We start from the raw sequence: 15,834 nt of genomic DNA on the forward strand, positions 1-15,834 counted from the left end.
AGTGGACATTCGTCAACTAAAGGCCCGGAGTCATTCGATGGCGGCGATCGCCTCGATCTCGACGAGGGCTTCCGGTCGCCCCAGGTCGGCGACCTTGAGCACCGTGATGGCGGTGGGGTGCGGCCCCCAGACCCGGCCGGATGCCGCGTACCCCTCGTCGACCGACTCGCCCTCGACCATGTAGATGGCGAGTCGCACCACGTTCGACTGGTCGGCCCCCGCCTCGGCGAGCACGGCGAGCACATTGGCGAGCGCCTGCTCGGTCTGGGCGCCGAAGCCGCCGGGGACGATCTCGCCCGAGGCATCCACCCCGTTCTGACCGCCGACGTACAACATGCTGCCCGGGCCGCGAACGAGGACGCCCTGGCTGAAGGCAGGGCTCGAGAACAGGCTGCTGGGATTGAGGTGTGTGATCTCCATGCCTTCGGTCTACCGTGCGCCACGCCTTCGGTCTACCGTGCGCCACCGACGTGCGCCACCGACGTGCGCCACCGACGTGCGCCACCGACGATTTGGCGGTCGCCGGAGCATCCGTTACTCTTGACGGAGCCGAAGACCGCTGGTTGTCGTGCGCGCACTGTGTTCACTCACTGGGCAAGCCGACCGAAGTCTTGCGAAAGCAAGGGCCCGCGCAGGTGTGACGAAGACTTCCGGAAGAATCCGGCCGAGCTCCGCGCAACTGCGCCGGAGCTTTTTCTTTCTCTCTGAGTTTCCAGCGGCTCCAGGCCGTGCATCGCTTCCGCGGTGCACGTTGAAGACACAAGGAGTGGCCATGGCGAACAAGGAAGCCTCGGTTGCCGAACTCACGAACCTGTTCGAGAGCTCGACCGCCGTTCTGCTGACCGAATACCGCGGCCTCACTGTTGCCCAGCTCAAGACGCTGCGCAAGTCCATCAGTGAGGACGCGAGCTACGCCGTGGTGAAGAACACGCTGACCAAGATCGCAGCGAACAAGGCCGGAATCTCGTCGTTCGACGACGAGCTCGCCGGTCCTTCCGCGATCGCATTCGTGCACGGCGACCCGGTCGCCGTCGCGAAGGCCCTGCGTGACTTCGCCAAGGCGAACCCCCTCCTCGTGGTCAAGGGCGGCTATTTCGATGGCAAGCCCCTGACCGCTGAAGAGGTAGGCAAGCTCGCCGACCTCGAGTCCCGCGAAGTGCTGCTGGCGAAGCTCGCCGGCGCATTCAAGGCCTCGCTGTTCGGAGCCGCATATCTGTTCAACGCACCGCTGTCGAAGGCCGTTCGCACGGTCGACGCGCTGCGTGAGAAGCAGGAGTCCGCTGCGTAGGCGAGAGCCTCTCAAGCGGTGAGTAACCACAGAATCTAAGGAGAATAATCATGGCGAAGCTGTCAACTGAAGAGCTGCTCGAGCAGTTCAAGGGCCTGACCCTCATCGAGCTCTCGGAGTTCGTCAAGGCGTTCGAGGAGACCTTCGAGGTCACCGCGGCCGCTCCGGTCGCCGTTGCCGGCCCGGCTGCTGCCGGCGGCGCTGCTGCTGAAGAGGTCGAAGAGCAGACGGCGTTCGACGTCGTGCTCGAGGCCGCTGGCGAGAAGAAGATCCAGGTCATCAAGGTCGTCCGCGAGCTCACCTCGCTCGGCCTCGGCGAGGCCAAGGCCGTCGTCGACGGTGCACCCAAGGCCGTGCTCGAGGGCGCGACCAAGGAAGCCGCTGACAAGGCGAAGGCTGCTCTCGAAGAAGCCGGCGCGACCGTCACCCTCAAGTAATCCGCTCCCTCGCGAGAGGGAACGCAGCTTGAGGTGACCTGCGTCACCTGAACACACGGATGCCCCGTGGCTCACGAGCCACGGGGCATCCGTCGTCTCATCGACCGGTCAGGAGCACCGGCCGTTCGCGACCTTCACGTCGACGTCGACGTACCGCGGCCGGTAGTTGTCGACCTCCACGTAGAGGTCGTTCGTGTCGAAGCTGTTCACGTTGTACGTCACGAGCAGCGTGTGCCCGTCGCCGAGTTCGGGGTGCGCCTTCGCGTTGTACGTGAACACGTTGCCCGATGTCTCGGGCGTGCGGTAGAGCTCGGTCTTACCGGTGAAGGGCCCCTCGAGGCTGTCGCTGCGGTACATGACGACCGCGGAACTCAGGATCTCGGTGGCATCGCCGGTGACGAGGGTGTACCTGCCTTGGAAGTGGCTCACGCTGAACTCGTTCGACACGCCCTCGAGGATGCGCTTCGAGGCCGTCGGGTCGGTCGACCATCCGCTCTCGCCGAGGTACTCCCAGGTGCCGCCGGCGAGGTCGCCGCCCGCCACGCGTGCGAGATGCGCGAACTTCTGCGACTGGAGGTCCTCGACGCCGTAGACGTAGGTGTAGCCGGCCTCCGCGTCTTCGTAGATGGCGGAACCCCAGTTGACGCCGTCGGTGGCGAGGTCGACGACCGATCGCAACTCGAGCGTGGCGGCGTCGAACGTGGCGACGCCGTTGCCGGCGAATGCGAAGTCCCACATGGTGTCGCCCGTCTTCACGAACTCCACGAGCATCACCTGCAGCTCATCGCCGTGCACGGTGGCGTCACCGAACCAGTACCAGTCGCGGGCCTCGTCGGCGCCGGCCACCTTGACGAGCGATTCGGGAGCCTCGGCGGTGCCGCCCGTGTGGGTCGTCAGCTCGCCGGCGTCGTCGACGATGATCGAGTTGTGCACGAAGGGCGAGTCGAGCGGCCGCCCATGGTTCGCGTCGACCTCGCCGAGGAACGTGTCGGAGTAGATCCACGCGATGCTGCCGTCGGGCAGCGGCACGCTGTAGGCCGAGTCGGCGCCGGTCCAGCGGCCGGCGGTGTCGCCGTACGTGCCGAAGCGATCGCGCAACTCCTCGTTGACGGATGCCGCCACTCGTGCGCAGCCCGCGGCCGCCGTCGCGGTGAGCGGCGCCGCGCTCGCGGCGAGGGCGATCGCGCCGGCCGCGGCGATGAGCCCCAACCTCCGCCGTCGGGGGATGGTTCGTCGAAGCATGTCTGGCTCCCTCCCGGCAAGTCGCCGGATCGGAGGGCTCGGCTGCGGTTGCGCCGAATCCCTGTTAACGTTACCAACAGCGGAGCGTAGCAGCGCGGAGTCCGCGACGACAAGCGTTCGATGCGCGCCGCGGTGCGGCACGTGGGCGGCGCGGTAGTAGCGTGAGAGCGGCCGGACGGGCGGCCGTGTGCAGGAGGGTCGAGCCAGATGTCCGAGGTGAGCCAGGGCGGCCGGCAGCCGACGATCAGGGAGGTCGCCGCGCATGCCGGGGTGAGCCCCATGACGGTCTCCCGCACGCTCGCGGGCGGCGTGAACGTCCGCCCCGACGTGCAGCAGCGGGTGCTCGCCGCGGTGCGCGAGCTCGGCTATCACCGCAACGAGAACGCGCGTAGCCTCCGCCCCGGCCAGGCGAGCGGCCTGATCGGCGTGGCCATCACGAACCTCGGCAACCCCTACTACGGCAACTTCGCCCTGGGGGTCGAGGAGGTCGCCGCCGAGTACGGGCGGCGAATCGTGCTCGGCAACACCGGCGAGGACCCGGCGCGGGAGCGCCAGCTCATCGCGGACTTCATCGGGCGCCAGGTCGAGGGCCTCGTGCTCGTGCCGTCGGGCGGGGCATCCGATCACCTCCAGCCCGAGCGCCTGGGCGACATCCCGATCGTGCTGGCGTCGCGGCGGGTCTACGGCCTCGACGTCGATGCGGTGCTGCTCGACGATGTGGGCGGCGCCTATCGGGGCACGCGGGCCCTCCTCGACGCGGGCCACACCCGCATCGGCTTCCTCGGAAACGTGCGCTCGGTCTTCACCGGCCAGCGGCGGTACGAGGGCTTCGCGCGAGCACTCGCCGAGCGCGGCATCGAGCCCGACCCCGACCTCGTGCAGCGTGAGCAGCAGGATGTCGAGTCCGCGCGAGACGCGATGCGGCGGCTGCTCGACCTCGACGACGCGCCCACCGCGGTCTTCAGCTCCAACAACCGCAACACGGTCGGCGCACTGAAGGAGATCGGGCGTCGCCTCAAGGCGGGGGCGGATGTCTCGGAGCTGCCGGCGATCGTCAGCTTCGACAACTTCGAGCTCGCCGAGCTGATGCCGGTGCCCGTCGCGGTCATCGACCACGACGCGCGCCAGCTCGGACGTGAGGCTGCGCGCCTGCTGCTCTCGCGGCTCGGCGGCGTCGATCGGCGCGGACCCGCGCGGCTCGTCGAGATGCCGGTGACGCTCGCCCCCTCGTCGACCGACTGACAGGTCAGACCGGCGCCAGGGCCGGTGATTCCGACGGATTTGCCCCGGCCGAGCCTGCTTCGCTATGGTAACGTTACCAATCATAGACGAGCCGCGAAGAGGAGGATCCCATGGTCGAACTCGCGATCGATCTGGGCGGCACTGCCGTCAAGATCGGCGTCTTCGCGTCCGACCGCGGCGTCGAGACGGCGGAGTTCCCCGTCGACGGCGGTTTCCACCTCGACCGGGTCGCCGAGGCAGCTGACGCGCTGCTCGCCGGGCGACGTCCGCAGGGGGTCGCGATCGCGGTGCCCGGCATCGTCGACCGCGCCGGCCGGGGCCTCCTCGCCGCGCACGGCAAGTACGCAGCGCTGCGCGACGTCGACCTGTCCGAGTGGTCGCACTCCACGTTCGGCGTCGGGGCGGCCGTCGAGAACGACGCCCGCGCCGCGCTGCTGGGCGAGCTCGCGTCGGGCAGCGCCACGGGTGAGCGCGACGCCGTGCTCATCACGCTCGGCACCGGCATCGGCACCGCCGCCGTCATCGACGGCCACGTGCTCCGAGGAGCGCACGGCCACGCCGGCGTGCTGTCGGGGCACGTCACGGTCGACCTCGACGGCTCGCGGTGCCCGTGCGGCAACCTCGGCTGCGCCGAGGCGCTCGCGAGCACCTGGGCACTCGATCGCGACCTGCGCGGCGACGGCAGCGACGGCCACCGCGTGGCCGTCGGCCCCGAGTTGCAGCGACGGGTCGCCACGGCGAGCCCACTCGGCATCCGCGACCTCATCGAGACCCGGCAGGAGCCGGAGTCGGCGGCGATGCTCGATCGCTACCTCCGCATCTGGGGCGCCGTGATCGTCACCCAGTGCCACGCGTTCGACCCGTCGGTGGTCGTCGTCACCGGTGGGGTCCTGCGTGCACGCGACGTCGTGCTGCCGGCGCTGGCCGAGTACGTGCACGAGCACCTCTGGTCCTCCTCCTTCCGGCCACGATTCGTGACGCCCGACGAGCCCGAGCTCTCAGTGCTCCGCGGCCTCGCGGCCATCGCCCTCGACCCCGAAACGACAAGGGATGCCAATGACGCATGACGACCACCCCGCCGACCTCAGCCTCGAGGAGTACATGGCGGGCGGCCGCAGCAGCTACGTGAAGCTGCCGACGATCGCGCTGCCCGACGGCGCCGAGGTCATCGTCGGCGACGCCGCGTGGCACCGTGCGCTCGAGCTGGCCGAGGCGCGATCCGGCGAACGCCCGCTGCTCGTCGCCGTCGACGTGTACCCGGGCGGCGACGTGGCGGCGATCGTCCGTCGCATCGGCGATGCGCTCCCGGGCGTCGACGTGATCGACCTCGAAGACGCCGCCGCGCTGCCGACGGCCCAGCTCGACGCGCTCATCGGGCGCAACCTCACCGACGACCGGGTCTTCGGCGTCATGAGCCACTTCACGGTCGACGAGTTCTACGACCCCGAGCTCGTCGCGGCCCTCCGCGGCCGGCTCGCCGTGCGCACGACCCCGACCATCGTCGTCGGCTGGGGCGCGGATGCCGCGGTCGAACGCGGCGCCGACGCGCTCGTGCTCGTCGACCTCGCGCGCTGGGAGATCCAGCAGCGCCAGCGCGCCGGCGCCACGAACTGGCGTGCCGACAATGGCGGCGAAGACGCGCTGCGCAAGTACAAGCGCGGGTTCTTCGTCGAGTGGCGTGCCGCCGACCGCCACAAGCGCACGCTCTTCGACCGGGTCGACCTGCTCGTCGACGGCAACGCTTCGCTCGGGAGCGCCGGGGCGGTCGAGGGCGACGCGTTCCGCGGTGCGCTCGCCGCGGCATCCGCTGCGCCCTTCCGGGTCGTGCCGTTCTTCGACCCCGGCGTCTGGGGCGGCCAGTGGATGAAGAGCACGCTCGACCTCGACCCCTCGGCGAGCAACTACGCGTGGTGCTTCGACTGCGTGCCCGAAGAGAACTCGCTGCTGCTCGAGGCCGGCGGGCGGGTCGTGGAGATCCCCGCGCTCGACCTCGTGCTCATGCACCCGCGGGCGCTGCTCGGCGAGAAGACGTTCGCACGCTTCGGCGCCGAGTTCCCCATCCGCTTCGACTTCCTCGACACGATGGGCGGCGGCAACCTCTCGCTGCAGGTGCATCCGCTCACCGACTACATCCACGACACCTTCGGCATGTCCTACACGCAGGACGAGAGCTACTACCTGCTGGATGCCGCCGATGACGCGGTCGTGTACCTCGGCGTGAAGACCGGGGTCGATCCCGACGAGATGGTCGGGGCGCTCCGTGCGGCGACCGACGGGGAGCACCCGTTCGACGCCGAGCGCTACGTCAACGTCTTCCCGGCGAAGAAGCACGACCACTTCGCGATCCCCGCGGGCACCGTGCACTGCTCGGGCGCCGACTCGATGGTCCTCGAGATCTCGGCGACGCCGTTCATCTTCACCTTCAAGCTCTGGGACTGGGGCCGGGTCGGCCTCGACGGCGTCCCGCGACCGGTGCACCTCGACCACGGCGAGCGCAACATCCAGTGGGAGCGCGACACCGAGTGGGTCGAGCGGAACCTCGTGGGCCAGGTCGAGGAGCTCCGGCGCGAGCCGGGCCTCGTCGAGGAGCGCACCGGGCTGCACGAGCTCGAGTTCATCGAGGTACGCCGGCACTGGTTCCACGACGAGGCCGCCCACGACACCGACGGCACGGTCAACGTGCTGAACCTCGTGGAAGGCGACGAGGTCGAGGTCGTCAGCCCGACCGGCGCCTTCGAGCCGTACCTCGTGCACTATGCCGAGACCTTCATCGTTCCGGCCGCGGTCGGGCCGTACGTGGTCCGGCGCACCGCGCGCTCACGCAGTGAACGCTTCGGCACCGTCAAGGCGTACGTGCGCGGGACCGGCACGACCGACAACTGAACACGCACCATCCAGCACCACAGCACCACAGCACCACAGCACCACAGCACCACAGCACGAACCGTTGCCTTGCGGCGACTGGGTATCGTTGATACCTTGGCGGACGCGGTTGGTAACGATACCAAAACCAAGGACAAGGGAGTTCCAGTGAATTCACGACGCACGAAGATCGGGGCCGGAGTCGCCGCGCTGGCCGCATCCGCGCTGCTGCTCACGGCTTGCACGGGCGGCGGCGCCGCCGACAACACGGGCGAGACGACCGGCACGCTCGACTTCTACACCGACAAGGCCGCGTGGGAGCCCGACTTCGACGAGCTCAACACCGCGAGCGAAGAGCAGGCCGAGATCACGCTCAACACGACGGGCTACTCCGACGCGAACCAGTACGACGCCTTCATCAAGCAGTCGTTCCGCACCGCGAAGAGCCCCGGGCTGTTCACCTGGCACACCGGCAGCTCGCTCACCGAACTCGTCGAAGAAGACCTGATCGCCGAGACGACCGACATCTGGACCAAGGCCGTCGACGAGGGCTGGGCCACCGAAGACCTCCGCGAGACCTACACCGTCGACGGCAAGCAGTACTGCGTGCCGATGAACATCGCCTACTGGGTCATGTACTACAACAAGAAGATCTTCGCCGAGCAGGGCATCGACGTGCCCACGACGTGGGAAGACCTCGACGCCGCGGCGACGAAGCTGAAGTCGGCCGGCATCACGCCGTACTACCAGACGAGCACGCTCTTCACCTTCCAGTGGTTCCAGCAGCTCGTCGCGGGCACCGACCCCGAGCTGTACGAAGGCCTCTCGACCGGTGAGGTGAAGTACACCGATCCCGAGATCGTCGACATCATGAACCTCTGGCTCGAGGAGCACGAGGCCGGCTGGTTCAGCGACGCCGGCAGCACGGTCGACCCGGCGGTCGGCCTGAAGCAGGGCGACTACGCCATGATCAATTTCGGCTCCTTCTTCAACGGCTCGCTCGACGGCGCAGGCATGGTCTCCGGTGAGGACTACGACATGTTCGTGATCCCCGCCACCAACCCCGACCTCGAGCAGACGCCCGTCGCGGTGGAGTCCGGCCCGCTCTGCGTCGCCGAGAGCTCCTCCCAGAAGGCGCTGGGCCTGGCGTACTCCGAGTGGTGGATGTCGGCGGATGCGCAGTCCGCGTGGAACGACGCGCGAGGCGACGTGGCCTTCAACCCGAAGGCGACCGTGTCCGACCCGATGCTCGCCGACCTCGGCACGACCGTGGCCGACGGTGAGCACCTGCTGTTCACGCGCTACTTCGAGGCGACGCCCACGCCGATCCTCACCGTCGCGCTCGAGCAGTTCGGTGCCTTCAACGCCAACCCGGGCGACCCGCTGCCGTTCCTCGAGGCCATCCAGGCCGAGGCCGACAAGTACTGGGCCGACCAGGAGTAACGACGATATGGCGACCCGCACGGCGCCGTACCAGTGGTCCGCCCGGGGCTTCATCGCCCCGGGCGTGATCCTGGTCGCCGTCCTCCTCTACCTCCCCCTGCTCTGGACGACGTTCCTCAGCCTCACCGAGTACAACGGCCTCGGCGACCCCGACCTGATCGGGTTCGAGAACTACGTCGAGATGTTCGAGGACCCCGAGTTCGTCGGGTCGCTGCTGAACACCCTGCTCTGGGTCGTCGGCACCCTGCTCATCCCGGTCGGCATCGGGCTCGCGCTCGCGCTGCTCACCTGGAACCTCCCGGGCGGAGTGTGGCTCCGACTGCCGTTCCTCATCCCGTACGCGCTCTCGGGCATCGGCGTCGGCCTGATCTGGTCGTTCATCCTCTCGAGCAACGGCGCGCTCGACCAGGCCCTCGCGGCGTTCGGCATCACCGACCCGCCGCGTTGGCTGGTGGATGCCCCGCTCAACACGGTCGTCATGATCATCGCCGCGGCGTGGCAGGGGGTCGGCGTCAACGCGCTGCTCTTCACGATCGGCCTGAACTCGATCCCGAAGGAACCGCTCGAGGCAGCGCGGGTCGACGGGGCGACGGGCGGGCGCCTCTTCACGAGCATCCTCTGGCCGATGCTGCGCCCGCTCACCGCGGTCGTCGTCGGCCTGTCGATCGTGGCGAGCCTGAAGACGTTCGACATCGTGCTGAGCATGACGAAGGGCGGGCCGGGTCGCGCGTCCGAGACCCTCGCCCTGACGATGTACAAGGAGACCTTCGTGAACAGCGACTACGGTCTCGGCTCGGCGATCGCCGTGTTCCTCACGATCGTCACCATGATCGCCGCCATCCTGTACCTGCGCGAGCAGCTCTCGAAGAAACACGAGTTCTAGCCATGTCGAGAATCCTCCGCACCTCCGTGCTCGTCGTCTTCGGCGTCATCTGGCTGCTGCCGGTGTACCTGCTGCTCATCAACGCCGCGAAGTCGCCCCTCACGTTCACGTCGACGACGTCGTGGGTGCCGACCGACTTCGCGCTGTTCTCGAACATCGCCGACGCGCTGCAGCTCTCGGGCCTCGGCGACAGCGTGTGGAGCACCCTGCTCTATGCCCTCGTCTCGCCGGCGATCGCCGTGCTCGTGGGCGCGGCGGCCGGATTCGCGATCGTCGCGCTGCGACTCAAGCACGGCTTCGCGTGGTTCGTCGTGATCTTCGGCGGCACGGTGTTCCCGTTGCAGATGGTGCTGCTGCCGCTCTTCGACGGTTACTCGCGGGTCGGCCTGTTCGACACGCAGCTCGGCATGATCATCATCTACACGGCGATCTCGATCCCGTTCTCGGCGTTCGTGATGCGCAACTTCTTCACGGGGGTCGCGCACAACGTGTTCGAGGCGGCGGTGCTCGACGGCGCGACGACGTGGCGCATCTTCACGCGGCTGTACCTGCCGATGGCGTCGAGCGCACTCGTGGCGATCTTCATCCTGCAGGCCACCTTCGTGTGGAACGACCTGCTGCTCGGCCTCACGCTCAGCCAGTCCGACGACGTGCGCCCGATCGTCACGACACTCGCCGGCATGCAGAGCACCTATGGCGGCGCGCAGCTGTCGACGGTGCTCGCGGCCGGCGTGCTGGTCTCGCTGCCGACGGTCGTGCTCTTCCTCTTCACCCAGAAGTTCTTCGCCCGCGGCCTCGCGCTCGGGCAGTACTAGGAGACCGGATGTCCCACATCCCCACCGTCGTCGACCTCGCGGCCGATGCCGTGACGCACCACTACGACGACATGATCGCCCCCTCCGGCCTGACGAACTTCCTCGGCACGGTGCGCGTCGACCACGACCTGACGGCGATCAGCGCGACGACGTTCCCGCCGGTGTCGCAGGGGCTCGCGAAGACCGCGGTGCTCTTCGTCGACGGGCGCATCTTCGAGTCGTACGGCTCGCCGATCACGCACGAGTGGCGTGCCGACCGGGTGGTGCGGCGGGCGAGCCTGCCGGGCCTCGAGCTCGAGACGACCACCGTCTGCGTGCCCGGCCGAACGGCGGTGGCGGTCGACGTGCGCGTCACGAACACGGGCGCAGAGCCCCGCACCGTGCCGTTGATGCTGTCGCTCGCCGCGCGGGTGACCCGTTCCACCGAGGCGTGGCTCGACGCCGAGATGCCGAGCGAGCGCAACACGGTCGAGACGGATGCCTCGCGGCTGGTGTTCGCCGACGCATCGGGTGACGCGTGGAGCGTGCAGGGCGTCGACGCCGAGGCATCCGTTCGCCTCAGCGGCGTCGCCGAGTCGCCCGACGAGTACGAGGTCGGCATCGGCGGCACCGGCCGCGGCGGCGACGTCACGGTCACGCTCGAACTCGCACCGGGGGAGACCGGCCGGTTCGGGTACGTGCACGCGATCGCCACGACCCGTGCTGCCGCGCTCGCCGAGTTCGACGGCGTGGCGGCCGACGTGCCCGCTGCAGTCGCGGCATCCGAGCGATTCTGGAACGCCCAGCTCGAGGCGGCGTTCACGCCAGGCAACAGCGAGTTCTCCGGACACCTGCCGGTGCTCGAGACCTCGTCCGACGCGCTGCGCAAGCTGTACTGGTGGGGCGTGCTCGGCGTCATCTGGTTCCGCCGCGACTTCGCGGGCAACGTGCTCGGCCGCAGTTACGACACCCTCATGCCGAACTACTGGGCGACGACGACGTTCATCTGGGACTACAGCCTGAGCTCGATCACGCACGCGCTGCTCGACCCCGCGCCGATGAAACGGCAGCTGAGCCACTGGATCACGAGCGACACCCACTCGCACTTCGGCACCTCGTCGCTCACGGGCGGGCCGGTCGGCCGCTGGTACTCCGTCAACGACTACGCGATGACCCGGCTCGTGAACGACTACGTGCGGTACACCGGCGATGCCGGTTACCTCGACGAGGCACCCGGCGCGGGGCGCCCGGTGGCCGACCACCTCAGATACTGGTCGCTCGCCTGGCATGAGCTGCGCGGCGACTCGCCGCTCGCCGACTACGGCGAGATCGACAACCTGCTCGAGTGCGTGAGCTCGTACACCCACGAGGTCGCGAGCTTCAACGCCGCGAACGTGTGGAACCTGCGCACGACCGCGGCGCTGCTCGAAGCGCGCGGCGATGGCACCGGGGCGGCCGAGCTGCTCGCCGAGGCCGAGGCGCTCGTGGCATCCGTCGTCGATCTCTACCTGCCGGGGCAGGGCTTCTTCGCGGCGCAGCAGCCCGACGGCTCGCGGCTGCCGGTGCGGCACTGCTACGACTTCAACATCGTCGGCACGACGATCGCGGGCGACCTCGACGAGACGACCCGTCGCGAGATGGTCTCGTTCTTCACGCGCGAGCTGCAGACGCCGGCGTGGTTGCGCTCGCTCTCGCCGTGGGATCCCGACGCGAGCTACAGCGTGCGGCCTGATCACCAGTGGAACGGCGCGTACCCGGCCTGGCCGGCGGATGCCGCGCGCGCCCTCGTCGCCCTGGGCGAACCGCGGCGCGCCCTCGACTGGCTCCCGGGGCTCGCCCGCACCGCGAACCAGGGCCCGCCCGGCCAGGGGCACTTCCAGGAAGAGGCGATGCCGCCGATCAACGGCGGCGCGCGCAAGGCTCCGCCGCAGCTGCCGTACATCATCGACTGGGCGTGCTCCTCGGCCGGGGCGTACGTCGGGCTCGTGATCGAGTCGCTGTTCGGCGTGGACCCATCGGTCGACGGGCTCGGCACGGTGAACGGATGCGTCGGGGCGCTCGACCCCGACGCGGTGCTCCGCGGGCTCCGGGTCGGCGACCGGCTCGTCGACGTGCATGCGAACGGCGAGGTGACCGAGGTGACCGAGGCGCGATGAGCACGGCCTCGCTGCAGGCCGTCGCGCTCGACGACGTCGACGTGCGCGGCGCCATCACCGTCGACCGCACCGAGCAGGGTCTCCTGCCGCGGCGACTCCCGGCGTGGGCGCGCGCGCAGATCCCCGACCGGTTCATGGTGCAGACGGCGGCGGAGAGCGCGGGCGTCCGCCTCGCGTTCCGTACCGCGGCATCCGTGCTCGAGCTCGACGTGCACGCGACCCGCATGGCCGCCGACGAGACCGTCGCGCTGCCGCCGAGTCACTACGACGTGACGGCCGGGGGCGTGCGCGTCGCGCAGGCAGCTGCGGTCGCGGGCTCGCGCTACGTGTTCTCGTTCGAGCGACCGCTCGGGTACGTCGTGCGCGGCCGGGCGTCGACCGTGCGCTTCGAGGCGATCCCAGGCGCCGGCGTCGAGCGCGATCTCGAGCTCTGGCTGCCGTACACCGACGAGGTGGAACTGCTCGGGCTGCGAGCAGATGCCCCGGTTTCCCGCTCACCAGACGCCGGCGCGATTCGCTGGCTGCACCACGGCAGCTCGATCAGTCACGGCTATCGCGCGGACTCCGTGACGGGAACCTGGCCGGTCGTTGCCGCTCTGCGCGCCGGCGCCGGCCTGACGAGCGTCGCGTTCTCAGGCAATGCGATGCTCGACCCGTTCACGGCGCGCACCATGCGGGACACCCCGGCCGACCTGATCAGCCTGAAGATCGGCATCAACCTCGTGAACGGCGACGTGATGCGCATGCGGGCATTCCGACCGGCGGTGCACGGGTTCCTCGACACGCTTCGCGACGGGCACCCCGAGACGCCGATCGTCGTGGTCTCGCCGATCTGGTGCGAGCCGGTCGAGCACGCAGCCGGCCCGACCGTACAGGACCCGGCGAAGCCCGTCGAGTGGTCGATCGCGGGCGGCACGCGCGAGGAGGTCGCGCAGGGCAAGCTCTCGCTCACCGCGATCCGAGCCGAGCTCCGCGACATCGTGGAACGCCGGAGCGCCGACGACCCGAACCTCCGGTACCTCGACGGGCTCGAGCTCTACGGTGAGGCCGACGCCGAGCGGATGCCCCTGCCCGACAATCTCCACCCCGGGCCCGACGCGCAGCAGCACATCGGCGAGCGCTTCGCCGAACTCGTGCTGGCTCCGTTCACCCAGCAGTTCGCGGCGAGCTGACCGGACTCGTCAGCCGCCGGTCGCCCAGTGGGCGCCGAGCTCGGCGAACGTGCGCCCCTCGGCGATGACGCGTTCGCTCCACGCCTGGAGGTCGTCGACGACGAGGTGCTCGCCCTCGGCGTCGTGGAGGCGCGTGACGAATCGGTCGTCGATTCGCGTCGGCGCGGGCCCAGTGCGCACGGCCTCGAGCACGCGCATGAAGGCGCCGGTCGCCGCCGCGGGAACCAGGAGCGGTGCCCCGTCGGCGACGTGGTCGACGAGGTTCGCCAGCAGCCCCTCGCGCGGATACGTCGTCGTCGTGGGGATCGAAGCGCCGGGAACCACGAGCTGCACGACGTCGAGCGTGTACCAGAGCACGAGGCGGCCGGCCGTGCCCTCGACGATCACGCATGGCTCGCTCGGGCGCACCGCCGTGAGGCTGAGCGCGCACGCGAGCTGCCCGCCGCGGGCCAGGTCGATCACGAGCGACGAGGTGTCGTCGGCCTCGATGTCGTTGGCCCGGTATAGGTCGAGGCGCACGTTCGCGACATCCGACTCCCCGGTCGCGCCGGCGACGGCGAGCGCGGTCGCGACCGCGTGCGCGAGCGGATTCGTCACGGCGCCGTCGACGACGGGCACGCCGTCGAGGGTTCGCCGCCCCGCCCATGGCGTTCGGCGCCAGTAGTCGACCGAGCGGATCCACGTGCCGAGGGCGCCGAACCGCACGGGGTCGCCGATCACCCCATCAGCGATGAGTTCGCGCATCGCGGGGACGGCGGCCGAGCCGAGGCTCTGGAACCCGAGCTGCACGGCCCGCCCCGCGGCATCCGCTGCCGCCAGGAGCCGGTGGAACTCGTCGAGCGTCGGCGTCGGCGGCTTCTCGAGCAGCACGTGGGCCCCCGCCTCGAGCGCCGCGAGCGCGAGCGGCAGGTGCGTGTGCATCGGCGTCGAGAGCACCACGATGTCGAGCTGGGCCTCGGCGATCATGTCGTAGGCGCCGGTGTAGGTGGCGACGCCGTCGTGCTCGGAGCGGGGCGAGCGCCGGTCGGCGAGGGCGGCGAGGCGCGCGCGTCCCTCTCGCTCGAGCTCGAGGGCGGCGTGCACGTGGCTCGCGCCGTGCCCGCGCACGCCGGCGATCCCGATGCGTGGGGGAGTGGCGGCAGACACGGGGCCTCAGCGAGCGGCGGTCGTGGTGCTCGAGCGCACGACGAGTCGCATCGGGAGCGGGGTCGACGAGTCGAGCGCACCTTCGGCGGCGCCGGTCTCGCCGAGCAGGCGCATCACGAGCTCGACCGCGACGCGACCCTGCTCGCCGGGATACTGCTCGACCGTCGTCAGTCCGAACATCTCGGCGTACTCGTGACCGTCGATGCCCACGATCGACAGGTCGCCGGGCACCGCGATGCCGAGCCGCTCAGCGGCGAGCATGGCACCGAGGGCCACCTCATCGGATGCCGCGAAGAGCGCCGACGGGCGATGGGCCGGGTGCCCGAGCAACTGCAGGGCCGCGGCATAGCCGCCGGGGAGCGTCATCTCGGTCTCCCGCACGGTCGCACCCGCGATCGGGTCGAGCCCGGCGTCCGCCATGGCGCTGCGGAACCCGCGAAGCCGTCGACCCTGGACGCTCTCGACGCTGCGATCGGCCTCGCGTCCGGCGAGGTGGGCGATGCGCGTATGCCCCAGGTGGAGGAGGTGCTCGGTGGCGAGCACCGCGGCGCCGGCGTCGTCGATGGCGAGCCGGGGCGAGCGCGGCGCGCTGCCGCCCAGCGAGACGACGGGCTTGCCGCGGCCCTCCAGGCCGGCGAGCTCGGTCTCGACGAGGTCGACACCCACGGCGATGACCGCATCGACCCGCTTGCGGGCGAGGAAGAAGTCGAACACCCGCTCGCGTTCGGGTCCGCGGTCGGCGAGGTTGTAGAGCGTGAGATCGTAGCCGGCCGTGAGGAGCGCGCGTTCGATGCCCTCGAGCACCTCGCCGAAGAACCACCGGTTCACGAACGGGATGATCACGCCGACGTTCTTCGTGCGCCCCGTCACGAGGCTCGCGGCGTCGGGGGAGGCGATGAAGCCGATGGAGGCGGCGGCGGCCTCGACGCGCCTTCGCGTCTCGACGGCGACCGACCCACGGCCGCTGAGGGCGCGCGATGCGGTGGCCTTGGACACTCCCGCGAGGCGGGCGACGTCGCCGATGGCGGCCATGCGCGCCTCCCTCCGTCGGGCTGCTCCGCCTGCGAGTGTAGTGCGAACCGGGTGCATTGTGGAACCGTTTCCCGCCGGGTGGAACTGTTCGGCGCCGAGACGTCCGGAATCAGATGTGAGCGCTCTCAGCCAGTGTT

General features: G+C 69.8%; 14 protein-coding genes. 10 read left to right on the forward strand and 4 right to left on the reverse strand.

Features of this window, described 5'->3' with window-relative positions:
• Positions 1-30: 30 nt before the first annotated feature.
• Positions 31-420: a RidA family protein gene (locus tag QFZ26_RS11770; RefSeq protein ID WP_307042294.1), complete on the reverse strand. Its 390-nt coding sequence runs from the start codon at positions 418-420 to the stop codon at positions 31-33.
• 352 nt (positions 421-772) lie between these two features.
• Here QFZ26_RS11770 and rplJ point away from each other — a divergent pair, with 352 nt between their 5' ends.
• Positions 773-1,288 carry a 50S ribosomal protein L10 gene (gene rplJ / locus QFZ26_RS11775; protein ID WP_108594454.1) on the forward strand — a complete coding sequence of 172 codons (516 nt, stop codon included), beginning with the start codon at positions 773-775 and terminating at the stop codon, positions 1,286-1,288.
• 50 nt (positions 1,289-1,338) lie between these two features.
• Positions 1,339-1,725 carry a 50S ribosomal protein L7/L12 gene (gene rplL / locus QFZ26_RS11780; RefSeq protein ID WP_307042297.1) on the forward strand — a complete coding sequence of 129 codons (387 nt, stop codon included), beginning with the start codon at positions 1,339-1,341 and terminating at the stop codon, positions 1,723-1,725.
• A gap of 108 nt (positions 1,726-1,833) precedes the next feature.
• On the opposite strand, the gene QFZ26_RS11785 is transcribed toward rplL, so the two are convergent.
• Entirely contained in the window at positions 1,834-2,967 is a 1,134-nt protein-coding gene (locus QFZ26_RS11785) for a DUF4185 domain-containing protein (protein WP_307042299.1), read from the reverse strand.
• A gap of 207 nt (positions 2,968-3,174) precedes the next feature.
• Between QFZ26_RS11785 and QFZ26_RS11790 the strand changes: the two genes are divergently transcribed.
• From QFZ26_RS11790 to QFZ26_RS11825, 8 genes are all read left to right on the forward strand, one after another.
• A complete protein-coding gene (locus QFZ26_RS11790) occupies positions 3,175-4,209 on the forward strand; it encodes a LacI family DNA-binding transcriptional regulator (protein WP_307042302.1) in 1,035 nt (344 codons plus the stop codon).
• Between the two features lie 110 nt (positions 4,210-4,319).
• The gene (locus tag QFZ26_RS11795) at positions 4,320-5,276 is read left to right on the forward strand and encodes an ROK family protein (RefSeq protein ID WP_307042304.1); all 957 of its coding nucleotides are present in this window, start codon (positions 4,320-4,322) and stop codon (positions 5,274-5,276) included.
• The gene (locus QFZ26_RS11800) at positions 5,266-7,092 is read left to right on the forward strand and encodes a class I mannose-6-phosphate isomerase (protein WP_307042306.1); all 1,827 of its coding nucleotides are present in this window, start codon (positions 5,266-5,268) and stop codon (positions 7,090-7,092) included. The genes QFZ26_RS11795 and QFZ26_RS11800 overlap by 11 nt, the downstream gene beginning before the upstream one ends.
• A gap of 147 nt (positions 7,093-7,239) precedes the next feature.
• A complete protein-coding gene (locus QFZ26_RS11805) occupies positions 7,240-8,514 on the forward strand; it encodes an ABC transporter substrate-binding protein (RefSeq protein WP_307042308.1) in 1,275 nt (424 codons plus the stop codon).
• A gap of 7 nt (positions 8,515-8,521) precedes the next feature.
• Entirely contained in the window at positions 8,522-9,397 is an 876-nt protein-coding gene (locus QFZ26_RS11810; protein ID WP_307042310.1) for a carbohydrate ABC transporter permease, read from the forward strand.
• Between the two features lie 2 nt (positions 9,398-9,399).
• Entirely contained in the window at positions 9,400-10,212 is an 813-nt protein-coding gene (locus tag QFZ26_RS11815; protein ID WP_307042312.1) for a carbohydrate ABC transporter permease, read from the forward strand.
• An 8-nt stretch (positions 10,213-10,220) separates the two neighbouring features.
• Positions 10,221-12,347: a hypothetical protein gene (locus tag QFZ26_RS11820; protein ID WP_307042313.1), complete on the forward strand. Its 2,127-nt coding sequence runs from the start codon at positions 10,221-10,223 to the stop codon at positions 12,345-12,347.
• Positions 12,344-13,519 (forward strand): SGNH/GDSL hydrolase family protein, encoded by a 1,176-nt coding sequence (locus QFZ26_RS11825; protein WP_307042315.1) that lies wholly within the window; start codon positions 12,344-12,346, stop codon positions 13,517-13,519. The genes QFZ26_RS11820 and QFZ26_RS11825 overlap by 4 nt, the downstream gene beginning before the upstream one ends.
• 9 nt (positions 13,520-13,528) lie before the next feature.
• Here the strand turns inward: QFZ26_RS11825 and QFZ26_RS11830 are convergent, their stop codons facing one another.
• Both QFZ26_RS11830 and QFZ26_RS11835 read right to left on the reverse strand, forming a co-directional pair.
• A complete protein-coding gene (locus tag QFZ26_RS11830) occupies positions 13,529-14,665 on the reverse strand; it encodes a Gfo/Idh/MocA family protein (protein WP_307042317.1) in 1,137 nt (378 codons plus the stop codon).
• A gap of 6 nt (positions 14,666-14,671) precedes the next feature.
• The gene (locus QFZ26_RS11835) at positions 14,672-15,697 is read right to left on the reverse strand and encodes a LacI family DNA-binding transcriptional regulator (protein ID WP_307042319.1); all 1,026 of its coding nucleotides are present in this window, start codon (positions 15,695-15,697) and stop codon (positions 14,672-14,674) included.
• Positions 15,698-15,834 lie beyond the last annotated feature (137 nt).

Origin of the sequence: Agromyces ramosus (assembly GCF_030817175.1) — a bacterium.
GTDB classification, from domain to species: Bacteria; Actinomycetota; Actinomycetes; order Actinomycetales; family Microbacteriaceae; genus Agromyces; species Agromyces ramosus_A.

Excerpts from the sequence above, each read along its gene's own strand:
- QFZ26_RS11770 (WP_307042294.1), bottom strand. The coding sequence starts at position 420 with ATGGAGATCACACACCTCAATCCCAGCAGCCTGTTCTCGAGCCCTGCC.
- rplJ (WP_108594454.1), top strand. The coding sequence starts at position 773 with ATGGCGAACAAGGAAGCCTCGGTTGCCGAACTCACGAACCTGTTCGAG.
- rplL (WP_307042297.1), top strand. The coding sequence starts at position 1,339 with ATGGCGAAGCTGTCAACTGAAGAGCTGCTCGAGCAGTTCAAGGGCCTG.
- QFZ26_RS11785 (WP_307042299.1), bottom strand. The coding sequence starts at position 2,967 with ATGCTTCGACGAACCATCCCCCGACGGCGGAGGTTGGGGCTCATCGCC.
- QFZ26_RS11790 (WP_307042302.1), top strand. The coding sequence starts at position 3,175 with ATGTCCGAGGTGAGCCAGGGCGGCCGGCAGCCGACGATCAGGGAGGTC.
- QFZ26_RS11795 (WP_307042304.1), top strand. The coding sequence starts at position 4,320 with ATGGTCGAACTCGCGATCGATCTGGGCGGCACTGCCGTCAAGATCGGC.
- QFZ26_RS11800 (WP_307042306.1), top strand. The coding sequence starts at position 5,266 with ATGACGCATGACGACCACCCCGCCGACCTCAGCCTCGAGGAGTACATG.
- QFZ26_RS11810 (WP_307042310.1), top strand. The coding sequence starts at position 8,522 with ATGGCGACCCGCACGGCGCCGTACCAGTGGTCCGCCCGGGGCTTCATC.
- QFZ26_RS11815 (WP_307042312.1), top strand. The coding sequence starts at position 9,400 with ATGTCGAGAATCCTCCGCACCTCCGTGCTCGTCGTCTTCGGCGTCATC.
- QFZ26_RS11820 (WP_307042313.1), top strand. The coding sequence starts at position 10,221 with ATGTCCCACATCCCCACCGTCGTCGACCTCGCGGCCGATGCCGTGACG.
- QFZ26_RS11825 (WP_307042315.1), top strand. The coding sequence starts at position 12,344 with ATGAGCACGGCCTCGCTGCAGGCCGTCGCGCTCGACGACGTCGACGTG.
- QFZ26_RS11835 (WP_307042319.1), bottom strand. The coding sequence starts at position 15,697 with ATGGCCGCCATCGGCGACGTCGCCCGCCTCGCGGGAGTGTCCAAGGCC.